This window comes from Enterobacter sp. E20 (assembly GCF_000801755.2).
Lineage (GTDB): Bacteria > Pseudomonadota > Gammaproteobacteria > Enterobacterales > Enterobacteriaceae > Enterobacter > Enterobacter asburiae_B.
On the sequence record NZ_CP012999.1, the window covers coordinates 4,570,769 to 4,595,198 of the forward strand.

The 24,430-nt window shown below is 55.1% G+C and carries 20 protein-coding genes and 4 tRNA genes; 5 read left to right on the forward strand and 19 right to left on the reverse strand.

Annotation, left to right across the window (positions count from 1 at the left end; translation table 11 throughout):
• The first annotated feature begins 144 nt into the window (after positions 1–144).
• Positions 145–1,356, forward strand: coding sequence for an MFS transporter (locus NI40_RS21385; RefSeq protein ID WP_039264256.1), 1,212 nt, complete (start codon positions 145–147; stop codon positions 1,354–1,356).
• A 507-nt stretch (positions 1,357–1,863) separates the two neighbouring features.
• Here the strand turns inward: NI40_RS21385 and NI40_RS21390 are convergent.
• From NI40_RS21390 to trxA, 17 genes are all read right to left on the reverse strand, one after another.
• Positions 1,864–1,940 (reverse strand) — tRNA-Pro (locus NI40_RS21390).
• Between the two features lie 45 nt (positions 1,941–1,985).
• Positions 1,986–2,071: transfer RNA gene (locus NI40_RS21395), tRNA-Leu, on the reverse strand.
• A 22-nt stretch (positions 2,072–2,093) separates the two neighbouring features.
• Positions 2,094–2,169, reverse strand: a tRNA-His gene (locus tag NI40_RS21400).
• A 67-nt stretch (positions 2,170–2,236) separates the two neighbouring features.
• Positions 2,237–2,313, reverse strand: a tRNA-Arg gene (locus NI40_RS21405).
• A 102-nt stretch (positions 2,314–2,415) separates the two neighbouring features.
• Positions 2,416–3,801: a bifunctional threonine/serine APC transporter ThrP gene (thrP, locus tag NI40_RS21410; RefSeq protein WP_039264257.1), complete on the reverse strand. Its 1,386-nt coding sequence runs from the start codon at positions 3,799–3,801 to the stop codon at positions 2,416–2,418.
• A 197-nt stretch (positions 3,802–3,998) separates the two neighbouring features.
• Complete coding sequence (gene wecG, locus NI40_RS21415; RefSeq protein ID WP_039264258.1) at positions 3,999–4,739, reverse strand: lipopolysaccharide N-acetylmannosaminouronosyltransferase; 741 nt, start codon at positions 4,737–4,739, stop codon at positions 3,999–4,001.
• A gap of 12 nt (positions 4,740–4,751) precedes the next feature.
• Positions 4,752–6,104, reverse strand: a complete 1,353-nt coding sequence (gene wzyE / locus NI40_RS21420; protein WP_033146908.1) for an ECA oligosaccharide polymerase — start codon at positions 6,102–6,104, stop codon at positions 4,752–4,754.
• Positions 6,101–7,180, reverse strand: coding sequence for a TDP-N-acetylfucosamine:lipid II N-acetylfucosaminyltransferase (locus NI40_RS21425; RefSeq protein WP_033146909.1), 1,080 nt, complete (start codon positions 7,178–7,180; stop codon positions 6,101–6,103). The genes wzyE and NI40_RS21425 overlap by 4 nt, the downstream gene beginning before the upstream one ends.
• Positions 7,177–8,427, reverse strand: coding sequence for a lipid III flippase WzxE (gene wzxE, locus NI40_RS21430; RefSeq protein WP_033146910.1), 1,251 nt, complete (start codon positions 8,425–8,427; stop codon positions 7,177–7,179). The genes NI40_RS21425 and wzxE overlap by 4 nt, the downstream gene beginning before the upstream one ends.
• 1 nt (position 8,428) lies before the next feature.
• Positions 8,429–9,559, reverse strand: coding sequence for a dTDP-4-amino-4,6-dideoxygalactose transaminase (gene rffA, locus NI40_RS21435; protein WP_023309640.1), 1,131 nt, complete (start codon positions 9,557–9,559; stop codon positions 8,429–8,431).
• Between the two features lie 4 nt (positions 9,560–9,563).
• The gene (gene rffC, locus NI40_RS21440; protein WP_039264260.1) at positions 9,564–10,241 is read right to left on the reverse strand and encodes a dTDP-4-amino-4,6-dideoxy-D-galactose acyltransferase; all 678 of its coding nucleotides are present in this window, start codon (positions 10,239–10,241) and stop codon (positions 9,564–9,566) included.
• A complete protein-coding gene (wecC, locus tag NI40_RS21445; RefSeq protein WP_033146912.1) occupies positions 10,238–11,500 on the reverse strand; it encodes a UDP-N-acetyl-D-mannosamine dehydrogenase in 1,263 nt (420 codons plus the stop codon). Before wecC ends, rffC begins: the two co-directional genes overlap by 4 nt.
• Complete coding sequence (gene wecB, locus NI40_RS21450) at positions 11,497–12,627, reverse strand: non-hydrolyzing UDP-N-acetylglucosamine 2-epimerase (protein WP_039264262.1); 1,131 nt, start codon at positions 12,625–12,627, stop codon at positions 11,497–11,499. Before wecB ends, wecC begins: the two co-directional genes overlap by 4 nt.
• A 56-nt stretch (positions 12,628–12,683) precedes the next feature.
• Positions 12,684–13,730 carry an ECA polysaccharide chain length modulation protein gene (wzzE, locus tag NI40_RS21455; protein ID WP_033146914.1) on the reverse strand — a complete coding sequence of 349 codons (1,047 nt, stop codon included), beginning with the start codon at positions 13,728–13,730 and terminating at the stop codon, positions 12,684–12,686.
• Positions 13,731–13,743: 13 nt separating this feature from the next.
• On the reverse strand, positions 13,744–14,847 hold the full coding sequence (gene wecA, locus NI40_RS21460) for a UDP-N-acetylglucosamine--undecaprenyl-phosphate N-acetylglucosaminephosphotransferase (protein ID WP_023309645.1): 1,104 nt from the start codon (positions 14,845–14,847) through the stop codon (positions 13,744–13,746).
• Between the two features lie 242 nt (positions 14,848–15,089).
• Positions 15,090–16,349, reverse strand: coding sequence for a transcription termination factor Rho (rho, locus tag NI40_RS21465; RefSeq protein ID WP_008501566.1), 1,260 nt, complete (start codon positions 16,347–16,349; stop codon positions 15,090–15,092).
• Positions 16,350–16,694: 345 nt separating this feature from the next.
• On the reverse strand, positions 16,695–17,024 hold the full coding sequence (trxA, locus tag NI40_RS21470) for a thioredoxin TrxA (protein ID WP_006179218.1): 330 nt from the start codon (positions 17,022–17,024) through the stop codon (positions 16,695–16,697).
• 144 nt (positions 17,025–17,168) lie between these two features.
• On the opposite strand from trxA, the gene rhlB reads away from it, so the two are divergent.
• Complete coding sequence (rhlB, locus tag NI40_RS21475; RefSeq protein ID WP_023309646.1) at positions 17,169–18,437, forward strand: ATP-dependent RNA helicase RhlB; 1,269 nt, start codon at positions 17,169–17,171, stop codon at positions 18,435–18,437.
• A gap of 6 nt (positions 18,438–18,443) precedes the next feature.
• Positions 18,444–19,928 (forward strand): guanosine-5'-triphosphate,3'-diphosphate diphosphatase, encoded by a 1,485-nt coding sequence (gppA, locus tag NI40_RS21480; RefSeq protein ID WP_039264265.1) that lies wholly within the window; start codon positions 18,444–18,446, stop codon positions 19,926–19,928.
• A gap of 59 nt (positions 19,929–19,987) precedes the next feature.
• Here the strand turns inward: gppA and rep are convergent, their stop codons facing one another.
• Positions 19,988–22,012: a DNA helicase Rep gene (rep, locus tag NI40_RS21485; protein WP_023309648.1), complete on the reverse strand. Its 2,025-nt coding sequence runs from the start codon at positions 22,010–22,012 to the stop codon at positions 19,988–19,990.
• 112 nt (positions 22,013–22,124) lie between these two features.
• Between rep and ppiC (NI40_RS21490) the strand changes: the two genes are divergently transcribed.
• Positions 22,125–22,406 carry a peptidylprolyl isomerase PpiC gene (ppiC, locus tag NI40_RS21490; RefSeq protein WP_023309649.1) on the forward strand — a complete coding sequence of 94 codons (282 nt, stop codon included), beginning with the start codon at positions 22,125–22,127 and terminating at the stop codon, positions 22,404–22,406.
• A 50-nt stretch (positions 22,407–22,456) separates the two neighbouring features.
• Positions 22,457–22,738 (forward strand): peptidylprolyl isomerase PpiC, encoded by a 282-nt coding sequence (ppiC, locus tag NI40_RS21495; RefSeq protein WP_023309650.1) that lies wholly within the window; start codon positions 22,457–22,459, stop codon positions 22,736–22,738.
• Between the two features lie 93 nt (positions 22,739–22,831).
• Here ppiC (NI40_RS21495) and ilvC read toward each other — a convergent pair whose 3' ends face one another.
• Positions 22,832–24,307 (reverse strand): ketol-acid reductoisomerase, encoded by a 1,476-nt coding sequence (gene ilvC, locus NI40_RS21500; protein ID WP_023333828.1) that lies wholly within the window; start codon positions 24,305–24,307, stop codon positions 22,832–22,834.
• Between the last annotated feature and the right edge of the window lie 123 nt (positions 24,308–24,430).

A 24,430-nucleotide genomic window follows, 5' to 3' on the forward strand; every position in this document is an offset into this window, starting at 1 on the left:
TTTTATCGCCTTTCTCCTGCTACATTCTTTGCACCCACATCCGCAAACGAATCCGCCAATGTAACGATGTCTTTTCATTAACCTTTTTTCACACACGCGCACATTTTGCAGCGTGGACTAAATCGTTTTTGAAAGGAAATCTCAATGAACTCGCTTTTGTATGCGCTTATCCAGGCGCTGCGCTGCCACCGCTGGCTGCGCCTGCTTGCCTGTGCTTTTATCTTTTCTTCACTGGGGAATGGCTTAACCCAGGTCGTGGTCTTCGGTTTGCTGCTGGCGTGGTCAGCCCCGCCCGCTCTGCTTACTCTCGCTTTTCTTTTCGCTACGGTACCAGGGTTCATCGGCAGTATCTTCGGCGAAAAGCTGTGCTCGCGCTTTTCGCCGATATCCCTGCTGATACTGACCGAGGGGCTGGGCCTGCTCGCCCTGCTCTTTCCCCTGCTTGGTGTGGGTTACCACAGCGTTGCCGCATTGCTCGCCGTGCAATCCACCGAAGCCCTGCTCAGCGGGATGAGCTGGCCCGCGCTGACTTTGCTCTTTAAGCGCGGACTTAGCGAAGCGGAGCTGCCCGCTGCAACCTGTCTGGAAAATGTGATTTTTGCTTCTCAGGTGTTGTTAGGGACCGGCCTGGGCGTGGTGCTGTTTCAGAAGACGTCCGTGTTTACCCTGCTGGCCATTGATGCCGCCAGCTTTCTCGGGTCAGTGGTACTGCTATGGCTGGCTGGGCGCCGGTTTTCTCCGGCACCACATCCCACCGCTATGGAAAGGGGAGTTTCTGCAACATTACGCTGGCAGGCGTTGACCGTTCGGCAGAAACGCAGCCTGCTCATCCTGCCGGCGCTGGCCGCCGTCGGCTCACCGGCGATGGCGCTGCTTCCGGCACTGGCCCAGCAGCTCCGTCCTCAGGATGCGGCGGGCCTTGCTTTGCCTCTGCTTTTCGCGAGGAGTCTGGGGCAGCTTTGTGGCCCCCTGCTGCTAAAAAAAGAGAGCCTGACGCGCTTTGCGGCCCACACGCCGCGAATAATCGTTTGCCTCAGCATCTTTCTGGCCGCTTATGGCATGCTGCCTTTTTTGTCCGGGTGGACGATATGCGCGCTGGGGATGATCTTTATCGCGCATCTGGCCTCGAATGTTCTCTTCGCAGCGGGCACGTTTGGGGTACTCAGTAGTTTTCCTCTCACGCAAACCGCTTCGGCCAGCGGTAAAGCCTGGCGCTGGCAAACGCTCAGCGCCTCTCTTTTCACCGGCATTGCAGCGGCGGTAGCTTCAGGGTTTGGCTCCGTACAGGCGCTCTATGCTGTCTCTGTATCGGCCCTGCTGATGGTTGCCCTGATCATGCGCCTGTATCGGGAATAAGGCATAAAAAAACGCCTGCTATAAAAGCAGGCGTTAAAACAGGTCTGTAAGACAACATATTTGGTGCTTCACTCAACGTTGTGTCCATGGTGTCTGATGAGGCCGAAGCGACATCTGTCAGTGGACGATAAGCACCGTAAATGGCTCTGCGTCATTCCTGAGTTTATGAGGCACTAAGGCGAACATAAGAGATGGAATGAGCATCTACACGCATATTATTGCACGTAACGTGCCAACATGACACCCAGAACTTTTACACGACGCAACATTTTAAGATAAAAGGAAATTATGCTGCCTGGCGCCGTCTTAGGCTCTACAACGTATCGGGAAAAGGCGGGAATATGTCGCCAGGAGGAGACAGCAAAACCCATAAATAGTTATTTATTTAATTTTCAATGAGTTGCATGTCGCTGGATTGCGACAAAGAAAAAGGGCGCTGTCGGGGCATGACTACAGGAATGAGAGCTCGCAGAAAACAAAAAACCCCGCCGAAGCGGGGTTCAAAATTGGTCGGCGAGAGAGGATTCGAACCTCCGACCCACTGGTCCCAAACCAGTTGCGCTACCAAGCTGCGCTACTCGCCGATGTACTGCTTTTTGAATTTTTAGTTCAATTCATTTAAAAAGTCGTGGTGCGAGGGGGGGGACTCGAACCCCCACATCCAAAGGACACTAACACCTGAAGCTAGCGCGTCTACCAATTCCGCCACCTTCGCAATTCACAACTCTTTCAAATAATGGGGTGGCTAATGGGATTCGAACCCACGACAACTGGAATCACAATCCAGGGCTCTACCAACTGAGCTATAGCCACCACTGTATTCTTTCACGCGGTACTGACTACTTCTCAGACCACCGCAGCTCTAGCGCCGGGACTAAAATGGCGCGCCCGACAGGATTCGAACCTGAGACCTCTGCCTCCGGAGGGCAGCGCTCTATCCAGCTGAGCTACGGGCGCTTAGCGCCGTTGCGGGGCTGGATATTACGTACCTCCGTCCCCGCTGTCTAGTGCTTTTTTGAAAAAAAAGCGCGTTTGGTTATGGTTTGCACATTTTGCCGCTTATTCCTCCACTTTCTGCGTGGTGGCGCGGCGACCCAGACCAAAAAGCTTATATGCAGCCGTTACAGCCGCCAGGAAGATCATCCCGACAAACAGCGACATGCGGGTATCTTCATTAAAGTACATGCCGATTAATACGCAAATCAGGAACGCCATCGTCAAATAGTTCGCATAGGGGAACAGAATTGAGCGGAACGGATGGCTTTCGATCGCTTTTTTATGCGCATGGCGGAAACGCAGCTGGCTGATGAGGATAACAAACCACGGCACCATGCCCGGCAGTACGCTGGCGCTGTAGACGTAAACGAACACGCGCTGCGGGTTAGGAATGATGTAATTCAGGCAAGAGCCAATCAGCAGGATTACAATGGAGACCGCCACACCCGCCACCGGTACGCCGGCACGTGAAACTTTACTCATCGCCGCAGGCAGCTGGTTATTCTTCGAAAGCGCATAGAGCATACGCCCGCAGCTGTACATCCCGCTGTTACAGCCTGACAGCGCTGCCGTCAGGACCACAAAGTTGATGATACCCGCCGCCGCCGTGATACCAATTTTGGCGAAGGTTAATACAAACGGGCTACCCGTCGTGCCAATTTCGTTCCACGGGAAGATGGTCACGATGACGAAGATCGCGCCCACATAGAAAATCAGGATGCGCCACAGCACTTTGCCCACCGCGCTACGCAGCGTGACCTGCGGGTTTTTCGCTTCACCGGCGGTAATACCGATCAGCTCCACGCCCTGATACGAGGCCACAACGATACACAGCGCCGTCAGGAAGCCCTTCCAGCCGCCGGCGAAGAAGCCGCCGTTTTCGGTCAGGTTGCCAAAGCCGATAGCGTGTCCACCGTTGCCAAAGCCGAAGAAAATCACGCCCAGGCCGACGACAATCATCACGATAATCGTGGTGACTTTGATCATTGCGAACCAGAACTCAATTTCACCGTAAAGACGCACGGCGGCCAGGTTTGCCAGCGCCACCAGCCCCACGGCAATGAGCGCGGGTATCCACTGGACCATGTCCGGGAACCAGAACTGGACGTAGACCCCTATCGCGGTGATCTCTGAGATGCCCACCGCCATCCACATAAACCAGTATGACCAGGCCGTCAGGTAGCCGAAGAACGGGCTCATATAGCGATGCGCGTAAACGGCGAAAGAGCCGGTTACCGGCTCCAGGAAGAGCATTTCGCCCATAGAACGCATAATGAAGAAAACAAACAGCCCGGCGATAATGTACGCCAGTAATACGGAAGGGCCTGCCCATTTGAGCGTGCTTGCGGAGCCCATAAACAGGCCCACGCCGATAGTGCCGCCCAGCGCTATCAGTTCAATATGACGAGCTTCCAGCCCACGCTGTAGCTCCGGTTGTTTCTCTGCCATAGATCCTCGATTGTGTTTGCTGTTTCCCGGCTTAATACCGGGTATTGTTTTTTAGGGGTACTAAAATACGGAGCGAATGGTTTCCTAAAATCTGCCAAATGGCAAACGATGCATTAAAAAAATGAATGCATTGCACAGATTATCAGCAGTTTTGCAGGCGAGTTGCAGCGCGAATAGCATATCGCGCTACATTTTGATTACATTTTCCCGGTGTAATGCCAGGCGAGGTAGCGAAGCAGACGGATCTGTCGTTTAATGCGCGTCGGTTGCGATAGCAGGCGGTACAGCCACTCCAGCCCCAGATTTTGCCAGACCTTTGGCGCACGCTTAACGTGGCCGGTAAAGACGTCGTACGTGCCGCCGACGCCCATGTAGAGGGCATCAGGACAGACCAGACGGCAGTCGCGCATCAGGATCTCCTGGCGCGGGGAGCCCATCGCCACGGTGACAATTTTCGCCCCGCTGTCACGAACGCGCTCAAACAGAGCCTGCCGATCTTCCGGTTTGAAGTAACCATCCTGGCTGCCGACAATATTAACACTCCATTGACGACGCAGTTTCTCCTCCGTCTGGGCCAGTATCTCCGGCTTTCCGCCAATCAGGAACACGGGCGTACCCTGCGCACCTGCGCGGGCCATAAGCTGCTCCCAGAGATCGGCCCCCGCCACGCGGGATACATTAGCGTCAGGATACTTTTTACGGATAGAGCGGACCACGCTGATCCCGTCCGCGTATTTAAATTCAGCCGCTTCAATCAGGCTTTTGACTTCCGCATTATCCTCAACCGCCAGCATTTTTTCCGCGTTGATGGCCACCAGCGTACCGGATTTCATCTGGCCGTCGGCGAACAGAAAGTCCAGCGCGTGCTGCATGTCGCGCCAGCCAATAAGCTGCAGGCCACGTAGCGCGTAGCGCGGTGCAGAAATTTTATCAGTCATTACTATCCTTACTCAGACTTGCGACAGCGTTGTGCTGCCCTGCCGTTCGCGCTTGTGCACAAGACCTGCGCTGTCAAACAGCCAGTACAACAGTTTGGCCAGCAACAGGCAGAGGCCGAAAACGACCATGAAGAACACCACGCGCGAAACGAACGAGTCCAGCCCTTCGCGCGCCAGAACGATCATATTGAAAATGGCACCAAAGCAGAAACTGTGCAAAATGGCGGCTTTATAGCGGTTGGTCTCTTCGTTGCCGCGCAGGTAAAGCCAGTCGAACCACTTGATAATCAGCCCCACGGCAACCGCCCCGGGCAGAATGAACCACGCCCCCCCCATCACCACCAGGGAACCAATCAGCGTTGGCGAGATTGCCAGACCGGAATGGTTGTTCAGCACTTCCCAGGTAAAGTAATTCGCCGTGTTAAGCACCACGCCGGGCCGGTCCGGCCATAGCCAGGAAGGGATAAAGACGTAGAAGTCTCGAACAATCGGCGCCAGCCCCTGGAAATCAATCTTGTCGTAGTTTTGCAGCAGCAATGCCAGGTTTTCCCACGGCGAGAACGTATCGCGCGTCAGGTAGAGGAACGTGTAAAACGCCTCATCGCCCGCCACGTTCATCCCGTAGCGCTTCAGCGCCAGCCAGAACATCCCGACAATGCCAAACACGCCTGCTGCAACCAGCATCCACAGCGAGATCCAGCCGCGGATGATGCCGATAAACAGGAAGATGGCGAAGGCGATGATGATGTTCGCGCGCGTGCCGCCAACAATCATGTAGGTCAGAATGCCAAACGCGACGGTGCTGACCAGAAAGAACAGCCACGCTTTGCTGTCCTGACGCAGGAAAAAGACCACCAGCATCGCCGGGATGAAGAAATAGAAGAAACGCTTAAGCGCCACGCCCGAGACTTCGGCCGAAAAAATCTGGCTGTAGGAGTGGAGCTTAAACAGCAGAAAGCCGTTATGCATGAAGAAGATACCGACGCTGACCAGGGCGATGGTCATCAGCATCACCCACGTCAGGTGGGTTTCCACCCGATTCATGGTAAAAAGCGGCCGACGCGGGACTGCAGCCTGCGCTGAACGCAGACGCGTTTTATAGGTGACGTAGTAGACGGCATAGAAGCAGGTCGCCGCCAGAAGCGCCTGGAGCAGGATTTCCGGCGGTGCGACGCTCACGTCAAAACGGAAGACCAGAATGCTGGTCAGCGGGAAGCCGAAAAAGAAGGTCAGCAGAAACAGTAACGAGAAGAATACGTTAAAGTTGAACCGCACCCGGCGGAATTCAAACCAGGTAAGCGTGGCGATAAACAGGGCGCTCAGAAGCCAGACAACCAGTAAGCCGCTGAATTGCAACTGACTCATGCTTTGTCTCCTGAAGCGATACGCAGCGCGCGATGCCACGGCGTGAGGTAATTCGGGCTGAAAAAATCGATGCTATTTTTATCCACCAGCGTGAGCTGGCGTTGGGCTTCCCGTACCACCTCGACATTCAGCGTGTCTGAGGTAAACAGCACCGGAATATGCTGCTCGGCCATGTCCTGCCAGAACGGGTTGTCGCGGTTGAGCACGCACGGTACACCCGCCTGAATCAGCAGACACAGCGTGCCGATTCCCTGCTGTCGGGCGAAGATGAAATAGCCAAGATCGCATTTTCTCAGCAGCGCAAGATACTCATCAAATTCCAGCCTATCGCTGAGGATGTGCAAATTTTCTGCGCTAAACAGCGCAAGTCCCTGCTGGCGAACCTCAGCAATATAGGCATCGTTGTTGGCGGGATAGCCCATCGGCACCACCACGTTCACCGTGTCGCCGAACTGCTGATGCACCGCCCTGAGCGCTGCGACGTGTTCGTTACTGCGATCGCCGGAATTCCCCACCAGGATCGTTAGCTTGCCTTCACGCACCGCGTCATTCGCCATGGCGTTCAGCGCCGGATCCATGCGGGTTGGGAAATAGAGCAGTTCTCCGCGCACGTTCGGGTGCTGTTTAGCAAAATAGTTGAGATCGCCACGGGTGGCAAACACACAGCCCACGCGCCCCTGCGCCATGCGGCGCAGCGGATAGAAAAGACGGAATTTCCAGCCGCGGGAGACTTCGTAGAGATCGGCTCCCCAGATATGCCAGCTGCACTGGGAGGGTTTAATCCCCCCGCTGAGCAGTGCCAGCCACAGGCCGGTATTGAACTGCCCGTGGAAAAAGAAACGTTGCTTACGATCCGCCTTGGCTCTGGCAACGACCGCCTTCGCCAGCGCGGCCTTATCCGGCCAGAAGCGAATCGTCAGCGCCGGAAACGCCTCGCTCAGGCCCTTATCCTGACCTGCAACCATAAACTCACGCGCATCAGGATTACCCGATGCGAGCTCGTCGTTGAAGAACCGCAAAACGGTCTGGTTATGGTGTGGGATATCCGATCCCAGGATGTGAATCAGTGCAGTCATGCGCGTTTACGCCACAATAAAAATACGCCGCAACAGGCGGCGAAATAAACGATATAGGTTGCCATGTAGGCCTGAGCCGCCCCCAGCGCACCGTGCGCGGGTATCAGCCAGTGTGAAAATGCTGTCAGTAACGCAAACTGGCTAATTTCCGCCAGGATATACATCCGCAGGGACGCTTTTGCAATCACCAGATAGCCAAAAACGTAAGCACCCACTTTCAGCACATCACCCACCAGCTGCCAGGCAAAGAGATCGCGCATGGCGGTGAACTTCGCCGAGAACAGCAGCCAGATGGCGACATCGCGCAGTAACCAGACGGTAAAGCTGGCCGCCGCGACGGCTGGCAGCACAAAGCGCAGCGATCGGAAAATCTCACGGGTAATATCCTGTCTGGACGTCAGACGCGATAAGGTTGGCAGCAGGTAAACGCTAAAGGAAGCCGTAATAAACTGGAGATAGGCGTCGGAAATACTGCTTACGCCCTGCCAGATCCCCACTTCATCCCAGCTATAATGCGCCGCCAGCAAATTTCGCATCATCACGTAGGCTACCGGCAGCGTAACGGAGGTGATGAGCGCCATCAGGGTAAATTTACCCAGCTGGCTGGCAAGCATCGTGTCCCATTGCGGTTTCAGGAAGCTCAGAGGGATGACGCCCCGACGCATCAGCATAAATGCCGCAGGCACAACAACCAGTGCCGGGACCAGGGCCAGCCCCAGCAGTGCGCCCTCATAGCCGCCCAGGCGATAGCAAAAGTAATAGGCAATCACGCCGATGACGCTGCCCAGGATTAAGGCAAGCGCGTTCCCGGCGGCATCACGAAAACCTTTCATCAGCGCCAGCAGCAGGTTAGCCCAGGCAATACCCATCTGAACCAACGCGACCAGACGCACCAGCCCCTGATAATGGGTATGACCGAACAATCCCTGGCTGATGGGCGCCGCCGCCAGCAGAAAGACAATCGCCATCAGGGTCGAAAAACCCGTGACCATCGCCGAAGAGGTACCCACCACTCTGCGCAGCTGAGCCGCATCATCGTGATACTGCGCAACGTATTTGGTGACGCCGTTGAAGATACCGGCACCGGCCAGCACGCCAAGGACGGTGACAAGCTGGCGGAAATTACCCGCCAGCCCCACACCAGAGGGGCCAAATGAGACGGCCAACAGCTTGACGACCAGCAGCCCGGCGCCAATTTTTACAAGCGTGGACGCGGCGGTCCACACCGATGCTTTTGCCAGAGACATATCAGCCGAAATAACTCAGAAGGGTATTAATTACCGTACGCTGGTTAACAGGCGCGAGGTTGTAGAACAGTGGCAGGCGAAGCAAACGCTCACTTTCTTTGGTGGTGTAACGATCTTCACCCGCGAACGTGCCAAACGCTTCGCCGGCCGGGCTGGAGTGCAGCGGGATGTAGTGGAACACCGCCATAATTTCGGCCTCTTTCAGCCAGGCGATGAGCTCGCTGCGGTCGTCGTTATCGCGCAGCTTGATGTAGAACATATGCGCGTTGTGGACGCAATCTGCCGGGATGGTCGGCAGCTCAATACGCCCGGCTTTGGCCAGAGGCTCAAGCGCATCGTAATACGTTTGCCACAGGGAAAGACGCTGAAGGTTGATACGTTCCGCCGCTTCCAGCTGCGCCCACAGATACGCCGCCTGCAGATCCGCCATCAGATAGCTGGAGCCGATATCGCGCCAGGTGTATTTATCTACCTGTCCCCGGAAGAACTGGCTGCGGTTGGTGCCTTTTTCGCGGATCACTTCCGCACGCTCCACGAGAGCCCGGTCGTTAATCAGCGTCGCGCCACCTTCTCCACCCGCCGTGTAGTTTTTGGTTTCGTGGAAGCTAAAGCAGCCAATGTGGCCGATCGTGCCCAGCGCGCGTCCCTTGTAGGTGGACATCACGCCCTGCGCGGCATCTTCCACCACGAAAAGATTATGTTTTTTGGCGATGGCCATGATGGTGTCCATTTCACAGGCCACGCCCGCGTAGTGAACCGGCACGATCGCGCGCGTTTTGTCAGTGATCGCCGCTTCAATCAGCGTCTCATCAATGTTCATGGTATCCGGACGGATATCCACAAAGACGATTTTTGCTCCGCGCAGCACAAAGGCGTTCGCGGTGGAAACGAAGGTATAGCTCGGCATAATCACTTCATCACCGGGCTGGATATCCAGCAACAGTGCCGCCATTTCCAGCGATGCCGTACAGGACGGGGTCAGCAGCACTTTGGCGCTGCGAAAACGCTGTTCCATCCACTGCTGACAGCGACGGGTAAAACCGCCGTCACCACAGAGTTTGCCGCTGCCCATGGCAGACTGCATATAGTCGAGTTCAGTTCCGACAACGGGTGGTGCGTTAAATGGAATCATCTTGTCACCTGTATAACCAGTAGGCGGTGGCGTCGATGTTGGCACCACTCGCAATATAACGTTTAAGCGCGGCGGTGTTGCCCAGTTGGGTCGCGACCCGCAGCGTCACAAGCTGTTGCTGCTGCGCCCAGTGCAGCGCCGCCTGCATGAGTTTCTCACCCATGCCGCGCCCGGCTAATAAGCCGATACGCGCCTCGCGCTCGTTGAGCTTACGCAGCGAGACGAACCCCTGGATTTGACCGTCCCCTGCACGGAAAACCAGGCAGACGTGGTCAAAGGTGCCTTTGACCGCATTTTCTATCCACTGGGCATAGAAACGTCCGCTATCGTCAGATGCATACCAGGGCGCACGAAAGCGGCTCTGTGCAAATGCCTTGGCGGCCATCTGACGCAGCACGGGGATGTCCTGTTCGGTTGCAATTTCCGCGCCGGACGCATCGTGCCGGGTAAGGGTAATGGAAAGGTCTACCTCACTTTCAACCAGCTGAAAGCCGTGTTGCTGGAGCGCGTCAAGCAGATCGGCACGCTCCGCCGGGATCTTAGCCTGCACCCGTTGCCAGGCGATAAAATCTGATTCAGCCAGTACCGGCGCGCCATCGCGCAGACGCACGATAGCCGACGGCAGGCCGAAAAAGGCACTCTCCCACTGCAGGGACTCGAGCACCCCATTCAGGCTGTTCAACGCCAGACACCTTTGGTATCCACAATATACTGCTGACGAACGGCATCGCCGGACGTCGCTTTAAACTCTTTATGATCTACCAGCAGCACCAGCACGTCCGCCGTCGCCAGCGCGTCGTCCAGCGCCGTCAGCGTGCAGTGCCCCGCCAGTTTTGCCGGTAATTCATGGATATTCGGCTCAACCACCAGCGTTTCACCCTTGTGCCATTCGGCAATCATCTCGGCAATTTCCATCGCCGGGCTTTCACGCAGATCGTCAATATTGGGTTTGAATGCCAGACCAAAGCAGGCAATTTTCAGCTCGCTGGCGCGCTTGCCGCTCTCTGCCAGACAATCCGCTACCGTCGCTTTAACCTGATTGAGCACCCAGTGAGGCTTGCTGTCGTTCACTTCACGCGCGGTGCGAATCAGACGCGCCTGCGCCGGATTTTGCGCCACGATAAACCACGGGTCGACGGCGATACAGTGTCCGCCCACGCCCGGACCTGGCTGGAGAATGTTCACGCGCGGATGGCGATTCGCCAGACTAATCAGCTCCCAGACGTTAATCCCCTGATCGGCACAGATCAGCGACAGTTCGTTCGCAAAGGCGATATTGACGTCGCGGAAGCTGTTTTCCGTCAGCTTGCACATCTCGGCAGTGCGGGAGTTGGTCACCACGCACTCACCTTCCAGGAAAATCTTGTACAGCGCGCTGGCACGTTCGGAACAGACGGGCGTCATACCGCCAATGACGCGGTCGTTTTTAATCAGTTCGACCATCACCTGGCCCGGCAGCACGCGCTCCGGACAGTAGGCGATGTTAATATCCGCCTGCTCCCCCGCCTGCTGCGGGAAGCTTAAATCAGGGCGCGCGTCGGCCAGCCACTGTGCCATCTGCTCGGTAGCGCCGACCGGAGAGGTTGATTCCAGGATCACCAGCGCCCCTTTCTTCAGCACAGGCGCTATGGATTTTGCCGCCGCCTCGACGAACGCCATGTCGGGCTCGTGATCGCCTTTAAACGGGGTAGGGACGGCAATCAGGTAGGCATCCGCTTCAACTGGCGTCGTGCTGGCACGCAGGAAGCCTCCCTCCACCGCCTCTTTCACCACACGGTCAAGATCGGGCTCCACAATATGAATCTCGCCACGGTTAATGGTTTCTACCGCCCGTGCGTTGATATCCACACCGACAACCTGTTTCTGACGAGAGGCGAACGCGGCCGCAGTAGGCAAGCCAATGTAGCCAAGACCGATGACAGAGATGGTAGTAAAACTCATAGCGATACCCGATTGTGTTTAAGTGCTTGCAAAATACGGCCACAAGCCTGCCCGTCTCCGTACGGATTATGGGCCCGGCTCATCGCCTGATACGCTTCATCGTCATGCAGCAGGCGCGTGACCTCTTCGACGATGAGCTGCGCGTTGGTGCCGACCAGCCTCACCGTACCGGCTTTGACGGCTTCCGGACGTTCGGTCGTTTCACGCATCACCAGCACCGGTTTGCCGAGGGATGGCGCTTCTTCCTGAATTCCGCCGGAATCGGTGAGGATCAGCCAGGCGTGGTTCATCAGCCAGACAAACGGCATGTAGTCCTGAGGTTCAATCAGAAGGACATTGTCGACATGGCCCAGGATCCGGTTAACCGGCTCGCTGACGTTAGGGTTAAGGTGTACTGGATAGACAATTTGCACATCGTCGTTCTGCGCGGCGATTTCAGCCAGCGCGTGACAGATTTGCTCGAAACCCCGGCCAAAGCTTTCGCGACGGTGGCCAGTAACCAGAATGGTTTTTTTACCGTTGTGAAGGAACGGATAGCGGGCAGCGAGCTCTTTCTGAAGATCGCTATTTGCCAGGACGCGGTCACGTACCCAAATTAACGCGTCAATGACCGTATTGCCGGTCACAAAGATTTTGTTATCGGCGATATTTTCACGCAGCAGGTTCTGACGCGAGTTTTCCGTTGGCGCAAAGTGGTACATCGCCAGATGACCCGTTAACGTGCGGTTGGCCTCCTCCGGCCACGGCGAATAAAGATTGCCGGTACGCAGACCCGCCTCAACATGCCCCACGGGAATTCGCTGGTAAAACGCGGCCAGGCTTGTCGCCACGGTTGTGGTGGTGTCACCGTGAACCAGCACCACGTCAGGCTTGAATGACTCCAGGATCGGCTTTAGCTCTTGCAGAATGCGACAGGTTATCTCCGTTAATCCTTGCCCCGGTTTCATAATATTAAGGTCGTAATCCGGGACGATGGAGAAGAGCGTTAACACCTGATCGAGCATCTCACGGTGTTGGGCAGTGACGCACACTTTCGCTTCAATATCAGGATCGCAGGCCAGCGCATGAACCAGAGGTGCCATCTTAATGGCCTCCGGCCTGGTGCCAAATACGGTTAGTACTTTCACATCGATTCTCTTCGATTAGGCGATGAAGGCCGCAGCCTTCATCGTAGACGGCGTTCTTAGTTTTTGCGACGACGCGTTAACGCCACGCCAGCGCCCGTCAGTGCGCCTACAATCCCCCACATAATCATCAGGAATGCACGACGCGGACTATCGCGTTTTACAGGTTCTTCAGGCGTTCGCAAATAACGATAGGTCTGAAAACGCGGGTCCAGAGATGGACCTACATTAAGCGTATTGAGCATCGCGCGATTTTGATCGTAATCGAGGTCAAAATCAGGACCGACGGCCTGGAGGTTTTCCAGACGCGCCTGCAACATAGGGCGACCAAGGAGGAACATCTCTGAATCAGGCAGCTCATCGGCCGGCACGTCAGTCTCAGTACGGGAAATATTGCGCTGTTCCGCAATTTTCAGCGCCTGCTCAATGTTATGCACGCGGCGACCGAAAATGGTATTCGCCACCTCTTCCTGACGTTTCACCTGGGCTTTCATCTGGATGGTACGAGCCGCCCAGGCACCTTTAAGCTCTTCGTTAAGATGGCTTGCGGCACGCTGGCTGGCAAACGCGACGTACTGACGCAACAGGTTGTTGGCATCCGGCGCGGTTTCTGCAATCAGCTTGACGCTGTCATTCACGTTACGCAGCGCGTCGCCCGGCATAAACTGAATATTGTTAATCAGATCGTCCAGCAGGGCGGCGTCGGCTTTTGTATTATCAACCCGGCGCTGCTTGTAGTAATCCGTCTGGGACCAGAAATCGCGTCGGGTATCCCACGAAGCCAGCTGCATTACAAACTCTTTATAGGCTTCATCCATAACGGAAGCCTGGTCTGGCGTTGCAAGACTGGCTTTGATATCCAGGTTTCGCAGAAATTGCTGCTGGGAATAATATCCCCCGAGCATGTTAACCGTTGGCTTGTCTGTGATTGCCGTGGCGCTCCACTCTTGTTTTGCAAAGAACGTATAGGCCAGCGCTAACAGTGCAAACCCCAGCGCGATCCCCGCAATCCAAAGTTTGCCTGCCCATAACACGCGAAACAAACCCCGAATATCCAGTTCATTCTCAGTTACCACTGATTTCGCTCCCGCCAACGGTTGAGTCATCATAGTCCCGGTTTTACTTAGTTAATGTTGTGTTTTTGCCACTGTTACGACGCATCCTGCGTTTAAGACGTTTAATAAATCGCGCCACTTTCCATGCGCGTTTAATGCAGTAGCCGTACAGGAAAAATGCCAGCAAGAATAATGCCAACATAACCCACTCAGGAATAATATGAGAATATTCTGCAGCTACACCAATCGCGGCCAAAATAGCGGCGGCCAGAGTAATCAGCACAAACGCCTGACGAGAAGTAAAACCCGCACGCATGATGAGATGATGAATATGTTGGCGGTCAGGAGAGAAAGGACTCATCCCTTTGCGCAGGCGGCGATACATAATCGCAACCATATCCATTAATGGAATGGCAATAATCCACAGCGCGGTTACGGGACTTATCGGATGGGTTTGACCCTGTGTGGTTTCAAGCAGGATCCAGATAACCGTAAAACCAATCAGCGTACTGCCCGCGTCACCCATAAAGACTTTATAACGACGGCCCAGCACACCGAGGTTTAGGAGGATATAAGGCAGAATGGCGGCAATCATGGCAAAACACCACATTGCCAGACTGTACTGACCATCAAACCATAAAATAATGCCGATTGCGGCGAACGAGACGGACGACAACCCACCGAGCAGGCCGTCAATGCCATCCACCATGTTGAAAGCATTGATTGCCGCCCAGACGGCAAAGAGTGTCAGGAAGAAGCCAAATGGACCCAGGACTAACTCCCAGGGGCCAAATACATAGCCTAGGCTTCGCAGATACAGTCCGCCCACTACCATCATCACCACGCCAATCGCCGCCTGAACGGTAGCGCGTATTTTCACCGCAATATCGAACCGGTCATCAAGGGCCCCGACTAACACCAGAACACCGGCGCAGGCGATGTAGAGGGCGGCATGCGGGATATAATAATCGGCAATACCAAACGTGAAGCAAATCCCTGCGTAAACAGAAATCCCGCCGACTAAAGGAATAAGTCCCTGATGGCGTTTACGAAAATTTGGCTTATCCACCAACCCTATTCGTTTTGCCACCTTGCGCGCAATGAACAAAAAACAGGTTGTGAATAAAAAAATACTGATCAGTTCAGTAACGGCGGTGAATAGATTCACAATGGATTGCTCTCAACAAATGTTAGTCCCGGAAGTATAACCATGAAGCCACAGCCTCAGAAGTAATAAAGATGGCTTCTGACTACTCCCTTTGTATATTTTTCAATCAATTATTTCTTTAGCTGCACAAACGACCCTATTGTCGCACCGACCGGTCAAAATTGGGAGTAGATGGTACTAGCGTATAGTCCATAAAAGAAAAACGCCACGTAAAAACGTGGCGTTCGCTGGCTTTATTTGCGTTACGAGCGTTTCATCATGTCGAAGAAATCGTCGTTGGTTTTGGTCATCGCCAGTTTGTTAATGAGGAACTCCATCGCGTCAATTTCACCCATTGGATGGATGATTTTGCGCAGGATCCACATTTTCTGCAGCTCTTCCTGCGTGGTGAGCAGCTCTTCTTTACGGGTACCGGAACGGTTGTAGTCGATAGCCGGGAAGACGCGTTTCTCAGCGATTTTACGAGAAAGGTGCAGTTCCATGTTACCTGTACCTTTAAATTCTTCGTAAATTACTTCGTCCATTTTAGAACCGGTATCGATCAGCGCCGTGGCGATGATGGTCAGGCTGCCGCCCTCTTCCACGTTACGTGCGGCACCGAAGAAGCGTTTCGGGCGATGCAGGGCGTTAGCATCCACACCACCGGTCAGTACTTTACCTGACGCCGGAACGACGGTGTTGTAGGCACGCGCCAGACGGGTGATGGAGTCAAGCAGGATGATCACGTCTTTCTTGTGCTCAACCAGGCGTTTCGCCTTCTCGATAACCATTTCCGCAACCTGAACGTGGCGAGATGCCGGTTCGTCGAAGGTAGAAGCAACCACTTCACCTTTAACCAGACGCTGCATCTCGGTCACTTCTTCCGGACGTTCGTCGATCAGCAGCACCATCAGCACGCAGTCTGGGTGGTTATAAGCGATGCTCTGCGCGATGTTCTGCAGCAGCATGGTTTTACCCGCCTTCGGCGGTGCCACAATCAGACCACGCTGGCCGCGACCAATTGGTGATGCCAGATCCAGAACACGCGCGGTTAAGTCTTCAGTTGAACCGTTACCACGCTCCATGCGCAGGCGAGAGTTCGCGTGCAGCGGCGTTAAGTTCTCAAAGAGGATCTTATTACGCGAGTTTTCCGGTTTGTCGAAGTTAACTTCATTGACTTTCAACAGCGCAAAGTAGCGTTCACCCTCTTTAGGAGGACGAATCTTACCTGAAATGGTGTCACCAGTGCGGAGGTTGAAACGGCGGATTTGGCTGGGGGATACGTAGATGTCGTCAGGGCCGGCGAGGTAGGAGCTGTCTGCAGAGCGGAGGAAACCAAATCCGTCTTGCAATATCTCCAGCACACCGTCGCCAAAGATATCTTCGCCACTCTTAGCGTGCTGCTTCAGGATGGCGAAAATGATGTCCTGCTTGCGCATACGGGCCTGGTTTTCCAGTCCCATATTTTCGCCGAGAGTGATCAGCTCAGAAACCGGCGTATTCTTTAATTCGGTAAGATTCATAATGGTGTGGGTTCTTAAACTCGGGGTGATTCTCGAACTTAATGTTGTGAATGGTATGGCAGGGTCATCCATGCCTGTTTAGCGGCCATCAACTCATGTCTGTTCGCTGTCTGGTCACAGGGAAAGAACGCAGAACTGAAACGACAAGACGGATTGAGTGACAAGCCCGGAATTTAGCCACTTCACGCACTGTTCATGTTAACAACGGGAAGTATCGGGTAAAACAAGATTCAAACAACAAGATATGTTTAAAACGAAGTCATAGCTAACTTAGCACGACTTCAGCCGGGCGTCCAGAGTTCCACATCATTTAGCCGGGAGCCCTGAACGCACAGCGGAGAAACCTTACGCCAGGTTAGCGTCCAGGAACTCTTTCAGTTGACCTTTGGACAGTGCGCCCACTTTGGTCGCTGCCACTTCGCCGTTTTTGAACAGCAGAAGGGTTGGGATGCCACGGATACCGTATTTTGGTGCGGTGCCCGGGTTCTGGTCGATGTTCAGCTTGGCAACGGTCAGTTTGCCCTGATATTCGTCAGCGATCTCATCCAGAATCGGGGCGATCATTTTGCAAGGACCACACCATTCAGCCCAGAAATCGACGAGGATCAGCCCGTCAGCCTTAAGTACGTCCGTGTCAAAACTGTCGTCAGTCAGGTGAATAATTTTATCGCTCATATATAACTCCACAGGAATAAGCCTGGTACGTTGGTTTTGTCTCCACCAACGACGTGTTGATGTCGCATTAACCAACTAAAGGTTGACTTTATTTCACCGGATACGCTTTCGTAAAGCAATAGTAAGCTGATATTCTACCACACTATGAGCAAAACACATTTAACAGAACAGAAGTTTTCCGACTTCGCGCTGCACCCGAAGGTGATTGAAGCCCTTGAAAATAAAGGGTTTCATAACTGCACGCCCATTCAGGCCCTCGCGCTGCCGCTGACGCTGGCCGGTCGCGATGTTGCCGGGCAGGCGCAAACCGGTACCGGCAAAACGATGGCGTTTTTAACGTCAACGTTTCATTATTTACTTTCTCACCCAGCGATTGCAGACCGCAAAGTTAACCAGCCGCGCGCGCTAATTATGGCACCGACGCGAGAACTGGCGGTACAGATCCACGCAGACGCTGAACCCCTGGCGCAGTCTACCGGACTGAAGCTTGGCCTGGCCTATGGCGGCGACGGCTACGATAAACAGCTGAAAGTGCTGGAAAGCGGTGTGGATATCCTGATCGGTACCACCGGCCGTCTTATCGATTACGCCAAACAGAACCACATTAACCTCGGCGCAATCCAGGTTGTGGTGCTCGATGAAGCTGACCGCATGTACGATCTGGGCTTCATTAAAGACATTCGCTGGCTGTTCCGCCGCATGCCGCCGGCCAATCAGCGTCTGAACATGCTGTTCTCCGCTACCCTTTCTTATCGCGTACGCGAGCTGGCGTTCGAACAGATGAACAACGCCGAATATGTCGAAGTGGAACCGGAGCAGAAAACGGGTCACCGCATTAAAGAAGAGCTCTTCTACCCTTCAAATGAAGAGAAAATGCGTCTGCTGCAAACGCTGATCGAAGAAGAGTGGCCAGATCGCGCCATTATCTTCGCGAACACCAAACACCGTTGTGAAGACATCTGGGGCCATCTGGCTGCAGACGGTCACCGTGTTGGCCTGTTGACCGGCGACGTGGCGCAGAAAAAACGCCTGCGTATTCTGGAAGAGTTTACCCGTGGCGATCTCGATATTCTGGTCGCAACCGACGTTGCCGCTCGTGGTCTGCACATTCCGGCCGTGACGCACGTCTTTAACTACGATCTGCCAGACGACTGCGAAGACTACGTACACCGTATCGGTCGTACCGGTCGTGCGGGCGCAAGCGGTCACTCGATTAGCCTGGCGTGTGAAGAGTATGCGCTGAATCTCCCGGCCATTGAGACGTATATCGGTCACTCTATCCCGCAGAGCAAATACAATCCGGAAGCGTTGTTAAGCGAACTGCCGCCGCCTAAGCGTCTAACCCGCCCACGCTCCGGCAATGGTCCGCGTCGTTCAGGTGGCGCGCCGCGTAATCGTCGTCGTTCAGGTTAAGAAAATATGCTCAGCTCCACCTCGCTTTATGCGGCAATTGATCTCGGTTCGAATAGTTTTCATATGCTGGTTGTGCGCGAGGTGGCGGGAAGCATACAAACGCTGACGCGCATCAAGCGCAAGGTCCGCCTCGCGGCGGGCCTGAGCAGCGATAATCACCTCTCCCCTGAAGCCATGGAACGTGGCTGGCAGTGTCTGCGGCTCTTTGCCGAACGTCTGCAGGATATCCCGCACGCCCAAATCACCGTGGTCGCCACTGCGACACTCCGCCTGGCGGTCAACGCCGTGGATTTCATTGCCAGAGCGCAGGAAATTCTGGGTTGTCCGGTACAGGTTATCAGCGGTGAAGAAGAGGCTCGCCTGATTTACCAGGGCGTTGCGCACACCACGGGAGGTGACGATCGCCGTCTGGTGGTGGATATCGGTGGTGCCAGTACCGAGCTTGTGACCGGCACCGGCGCGCAGGCAACGTCGCTGTTCAGCCTGTCGATGGGCTGCGTGACCTGGCTTGAGCGCTACTTTACCGATCGGAACCTGGCGAAAGAGAACTTCGACGAGGCAGAAAACGCCGCGCGCGAGGTGTTACGCCCTGTGATGGACGAGCTGCGCTATCACGGCTGGAAAGTCTGCGTGGGTGCCTCGGGTACCGTGCAGGCTCTGCAGGAAATCATGATGGCGCAGGGAATGGACGAGCGGATTACGCTTGCCAAACTTCAGCAGCTGAAACAGCGCGCCATTCAGTGCGGACGCCTGGAAGAACTGGAAATTGAAGGCCTGACGCTGGAACGCGCGCTGGTCTTCCCAAGCGGGCTGGCTATTCTTATCGCCATTTTCACCGAGCTGAACATCCAGTGTATGACCCTGGCCGGCGGCGCGCTGCGCGAAGGTCTGGTCTACGGGATGTTACATCTGTCGGTCGATCAGGATATCCGCAGCCGTACCCTGCGCAACGTTCAGCGTCGGTTTCTGGTTGATATCGATCAGGCAGGACGCGTATCGCAGCTGGCGTCACGCTTCGCCGATCGGGTTGCTAACGTCTGGGATCTTGACCATCTGAGCCGGGATTTACTGCTGAGCGCCTGCGCGCTACATGAAGTGGGGCTGAGCATTGATTTTAAGCAGGCACCGGCTCACGCAGCGTATCTGGTGCGAAACCTGGATTTACCGGGCTATACGCCTGCGCAGAAAAAATTGCTGGCCACGCTGCTGCTGAACCAGACCAACGCCGTCGATCTCTCCTCTTTGCATCAGCAAAACGCCGTACCGCCGCGCGTGGCCGAGCATCTGTGCCGCCTGCTGCGTCTGGCGATCCTGTTTGCCAGCCGCCGCCGCGATGATTTGCTGCCGGCCATTAATCTGGTGGCCGATGACGAGAAGCTTTCGCTGACGCTGCCGGAGAACTGGATTGATCGTCACCCATTAGGGGCAGAGATGATCGAGCAGGAGTGCCAGTGGCAGAGCTATGTGCACTGGGTGCTGGAAGTAAAGTAATACGCTGAACAGTGCCGGGTGGCGGCTTCGCCTTACCCGGCCAACAGGTCCCTCCGGACTCATCCTTTTTCTTTGGCTTTTGCCAGCATAGCGCGTATGTTCGCCACGTTAGCCTGTCCCTTGTGCATCCGCTCTTCTGCGGTAATCACTTTGCGCTCCTGTTCCCAGATCAGGTCATCCTGCGGCAGTTCCAGCAGGAAACGACTCGGCTCCGGGCGAACCAGTTCACCGTACTGGCGGCGCTCTTTACACAGCGTAAACGTCAGCTCTTTCTGCGCGCGGGTGATCCCCACGTAGGCCAGACGGCGCTCCTCGTCGACGTTGTCTTCATCAATGCTGCTCTGGTGCGGCAACAATCCCTCTTCCATGCCGACCAGATACACATACGGGAACTCCAGCCCCTTTGACGCATGCAGCGTCATCAGCTGAACCTGATCGGCCTCTTCTTCGCTCTCGCCGCGCTCCATCATGTCGCGCAGGGTAAAGCGGGTGACCACCTGCGTCAGGGTCATCGGCTCGTCGATTTCAGAGCCCTCCAGCATTTCGGTCATCCAGCTGAAGAGCTGGTTAACGTTTTTCATGCGCATCTCAGCCGCCTTCGGGCTGGCTGAGGTTTCATACAGCCAGGACTCATAGTCGATGCCGTGAATGAGATCGCGCACTGCCGCCACCGGCTCCCGCTCCGCGAGACGCTGCACTTCGCCGAGCCAGTGGGTGAAGCGAGTTAACGAGTCATACCCGCGTCCGGTTAACGTCTGGCTCAGCCCCATGTCGAAGCTGGCGGTAAACATACTTTTGTTGCGGGTCATCGCCCACTCGCCGAGCTTTTGCAGCGTCGCCGGGCCAATCTCGCGTTTAGGCGTATTCACGATGCGCAGAAACGCGCTGTCGTCATCCGGGTTAGTGAGCACGCGCAGATAGGCCAGCAGATCTTTGATTTCTGGTCGCGAGAAGAACGACGTGCCGCCCGAGATTTTGTACGGAATGCGGTTCTGCATCAGCATCTTTTCAAAGACGCGCGACTGGTGATTGCCGCGATAGAGGATCGCGTAATCCTTATATTCGGTTTTGTTGACGAAGTGGTGAGCGATGAGTTCGCCCGTCACGCGCTCCGCTTCATGGTCCTCATTGTTGGCGCTGAGTACTTTCAGCTCCGTGCCGTAGCCCAGTTCGGAGAAGAGACGCTTCTCAAATACGTGCGGGTTATTGGCAATCAGGATGTTTGCCGCCTTCAGGATACGCCCGGAGGAGCGGTAGTTCTGCTCCAGCTTAATCACCTGCAGGGCAGGGAAATCTTTGCTCAGCAGCACCAGGTTTTGTGGGCGTGCACCGCGCCAGGAGTAAATTGACTGGTCGTCATCGCCTACCACGGTGAAACGCGCGCGCTGCCCCACCAGCAGCTTCACCAGCTCGTACTGGCTGGTGTTGGTGTCCTGATATTCATCCACCAGCAGGTAGCGGATTTTATTCTGCCAGCGCTCGCGCACCTCTTCATTGCGCTGCAGCAGCAGCGTGGGCAGCAGGATCAGGTCGTCAAAGTCCAGTACGTTGCACGCTTTCATATGCGCATCGTACAGACCGTAGCAGTGGGCGAAAATCCGATCCCGTTCGCCTTTGGCGATCGCCGCAGCCTGGGCTGGCGTCATCAGATCGTTTTTCCAGTTCGAGATCGTCGAGATCAGCTGCTGCAACAGCACCTTGTCATCTTCGATCAGCCCCTCGGTGAGCTCTTTGAGCAGCGCCACCTGATCGGTATCGTCAAAAAGCGAGAAGTTGGACTTCATTCCCAGCGCCGCATACTCGCGTTTGATGATATCCAGCCCCAGGGTGTGGAAGGTGGAGATCATCAGGCCGCGCGCCTCTTTACGGCCCAGCGTCTGACCGACGCGCTCTTTCATCTCGCGCGCCGCTTTATTGGTAAAGGTGACCGCCGCAATGTGTCGCGCCTGATATCCGCAGTTGTGGATCAAATGGGCGATTTTGTTGGTGATCACGCGGGTTTTACCCGAACCGGCCCCTGCCAGCACCAGGCATGGTCCAGTAACGAATTCGACCGCTTGTTGTTGTCCAGGGTTTAAACGCATGGGAGTGTTGCTCAATCTTCGAACGGGGTGTGGATTGTAGCAGAAAGCCGGGCGCAGATTTACCGGCTAATGATAAAGTGGAGAAATCGCGTTTAACCCGTAGAGCAGAACCATGAAAAAGACCGCAGCAGCCCTGCATATTCTGGTAAAAGAGGAGAAACTGGCTCAGGAGATCCTGGCCAAGCTGGAGCGCGGCATCAGCTTTGATCATCTGGCAAAGCGCTACTCTAAATGCCCGTCCGGGCGCAATGGCGGGGATCTCGGCGAGTTTCAACAAGGTGCGATGGTCGGCCCGTTCGATCGGGCGGTCTTTAGCTGCCCGCTTCTGAAGCCCTACGGCCCGGTAAAAACCAAATTTGGCTACCATATCATTAAGGTGCTTTATCGCCGCTGACGCGTGGTATATTGCGCCCCGATTTATTTCAACCTATTCAAGGCACGATCATGGCAAAAACAGCAGCAGCAGTGCACATCCTTGTTAAAGAAGAGAAACTGGCTTTAGACCTTCTGGAGCAGATTAAAAACGGTGCCGACTTCGGCAAGCTGGCGAAGAAGCACTCCATCTGCCCGTCAGGCAAACGCGGCGGCGATCTGGGTGAGTTCCGCCAGGGCCAGATGGTTCCGGCGTTCGATAAAGTGGTGTTCTCCTGCCCGGTGCTGGAGCCAACCGGCCCGCTGCACACGCAGTTCGGCTACCACATTATTAAAGTACTGTATCGGAAATAAACAGCAAGGCCTTCTCTTAGAGAAGGCCTTGAATGTTTGCACCCTCTCCCCGTGGGAGAGGGGCGGGGTGAGGGCATCAGCCCGCACCAGGTGTTAACCCGCTACCGCGATACGCTTCATATCGGTCATGTAGCCACGCAGTTTGTGACCCACTTTCTCGATCTGGTGGCTGCGAATCGCTTCGTTCACATCACGCAGCTGCGCGTTATCCACGGCACCTTCCGCAATCGCTTTACCCAGATCGCCCGTCTGCAGAGTGGTCATAAACTCTTTCAGCAGCGGTACGCAGGCGTAAGAGAACAGGTAGTTACCGTATTCTGCGGTATCAGAAATAACCACGTTCATTTCGTACAGACGCTTACGGGCGATGGTATTCGCGATCAGCGGCAGCTCGTGCAGAGATTCGTAGTACGCGGACTCTTCGATGATGCCGGAATCCACCATGGTTTCGAACGCCAGCTCAACGCCTGCTTTCACCATGGCGATCATCAGTACGCCTTTATCGAAGTACTCCTGCTCGCCGATTTTACCTTCATACTGTGGCGCGGTTTCGAACGCGGTTTTACCGGTCTCTTCACGCCAGGTCAGCAGGTTTTTATCGTCGTTCGCCCAGTCCGCCATCATGCCGGAAGAGAATTCGCCGGAGATGATGTCGTCCATATGTTTCTGGAACAGCGGTGCCATGATGGTTTTCAGCTGTTCAGACAGCGCGTAAGCACGCAGTTTTGCCGGGTTGGACAGACGATCCATCATCAGCGTAATACCGCCCTGCTTCAGCGCTTCGGTGATGGTTTCCCAGCCGAACTGGATCAGTTTTTCCGCGTAGGCCGGGTCGGTGCCTTCTTCCACCAGCTTGTCAAAGCACAGCAGAGAACCGGCCTGCAGCATGCCGCACAGAATGGTCTGCTCGCCCATCAGGTCAGATTTCACTTCGGCAACGAAGGAAGATTCCAGCACGCCCGCACGGTGGCCGCCGGTCGCCGCTGCCCACGCTTTGGCAATCGCCATGCCTTCGCCTTTCGGATCGTTTTCCGGGTGAACTGCGATCAGGGTCGGCACGCCGAAGCCACGTTTGTATTCTTCGCGTACTTCTGTACCCGGACATTTCGGTGCCACCATCACCACGGTGATGTCTTTACGGATCTGCTCGCCCACTTCAACGATGTTGAAGCCGTGGGAGTAACCCAGCGCGGCGCCGTCTTTCATCAGCGGCTGTACGGAACGCACTACGTCAGAGTGCTGTTTGTCCGGGGTCAGGTTAACCACCAGATCCGCCTGCGGGATCAGCTCTTCGTAGGTGCCCACTTTGAAGCCGTTTTCGGTCGCTTTACGCCAGGAAGCACGCTTCTCGGCAATCGCTTCTTTACGCAGGGCATAGGAGATATCCAGACCGGAGTCACGCATGTTCAGGCCCTGGTTCAGACCCTGTGCGCCACAGCCGACGATGACCACTTTTTTACCCTGAAGGTAGCTCGCGCCATCGGCAAATTCGTCGCGCGCCATGAAGCGGCATTTGCCCAGCTGCGCCAGCTGCTGGCGCAAGTTCAGTGTATTAAAGTAGTTAGCCATGGGTGATACCTCGTGATGTTGTGTGTCTTATTGTTCGGTTCGCGTTTCAGCGAGAATGTACCCACATTACAACAGGAAATTTATTGCGGAAATTGATATATTCACAACGTCATGTTGCAATTT

Bases quoted from the DNA above. Each gene is read 5' to 3' on its own strand.
- wzxE (WP_033146910.1), bottom strand. From the start codon at position 8,427: ATGTCTCTGGCAAAAGCATCGGTGTGGACCGCCGCGTCCACGCTTGTA.
- NI40_RS21385 (WP_039264256.1), top strand. From the start codon at position 145: ATGAACTCGCTTTTGTATGCGCTTATCCAGGCGCTGCGCTGCCACCGC.
- wzzE (WP_033146914.1), bottom strand. From the start codon at position 13,730: ATGACTCAACCGTTGGCGGGAGCGAAATCAGTGGTAACTGAGAATGAA.
- wecC (WP_033146912.1), bottom strand. From the start codon at position 11,500: ATGAGTTTTACTACCATCTCTGTCATCGGTCTTGGCTACATTGGCTTG.
- rep (WP_023309648.1), bottom strand. From the start codon at position 22,012: ATGCGTTTAAACCCTGGACAACAACAAGCGGTCGAATTCGTTACTGGA.
- ppiC (WP_023309650.1), top strand. From the start codon at position 22,457: ATGGCAAAAACAGCAGCAGCAGTGCACATCCTTGTTAAAGAAGAGAAA.
- trxA (WP_006179218.1), bottom strand. From the start codon at position 17,024: ATGAGCGATAAAATTATTCACCTGACTGACGACAGTTTTGACACGGAC.
- rhlB (WP_023309646.1), top strand. From the start codon at position 17,169: ATGAGCAAAACACATTTAACAGAACAGAAGTTTTCCGACTTCGCGCTG.
- wecG (WP_039264258.1), bottom strand. From the start codon at position 4,739: ATGACTGATAAAATTTCTGCACCGCGCTACGCGCTACGTGGCCTGCAG.
- wzyE (WP_033146908.1), bottom strand. From the start codon at position 6,104: ATGAGTCAGTTGCAATTCAGCGGCTTACTGGTTGTCTGGCTTCTGAGC.
- thrP (WP_039264257.1), bottom strand. From the start codon at position 3,801: ATGGCAGAGAAACAACCGGAGCTACAGCGTGGGCTGGAAGCTCGTCAT.
- rho (WP_008501566.1), bottom strand. From the start codon at position 16,349: ATGAATCTTACCGAATTAAAGAATACGCCGGTTTCTGAGCTGATCACT.
- ppiC (WP_023309649.1), top strand. From the start codon at position 22,125: ATGAAAAAGACCGCAGCAGCCCTGCATATTCTGGTAAAAGAGGAGAAA.
- ilvC (WP_023333828.1), bottom strand. From the start codon at position 24,307: ATGGCTAACTACTTTAATACACTGAACTTGCGCCAGCAGCTGGCGCAG.
- rffA (WP_023309640.1), bottom strand. From the start codon at position 9,559: ATGATTCCATTTAACGCACCACCCGTTGTCGGAACTGAACTCGACTAT.
- NI40_RS21425 (WP_033146909.1), bottom strand. From the start codon at position 7,180: ATGACTGCACTGATTCACATCCTGGGATCGGATATCCCACACCATAAC.
- gppA (WP_039264265.1), top strand. From the start codon at position 18,444: ATGCTCAGCTCCACCTCGCTTTATGCGGCAATTGATCTCGGTTCGAAT.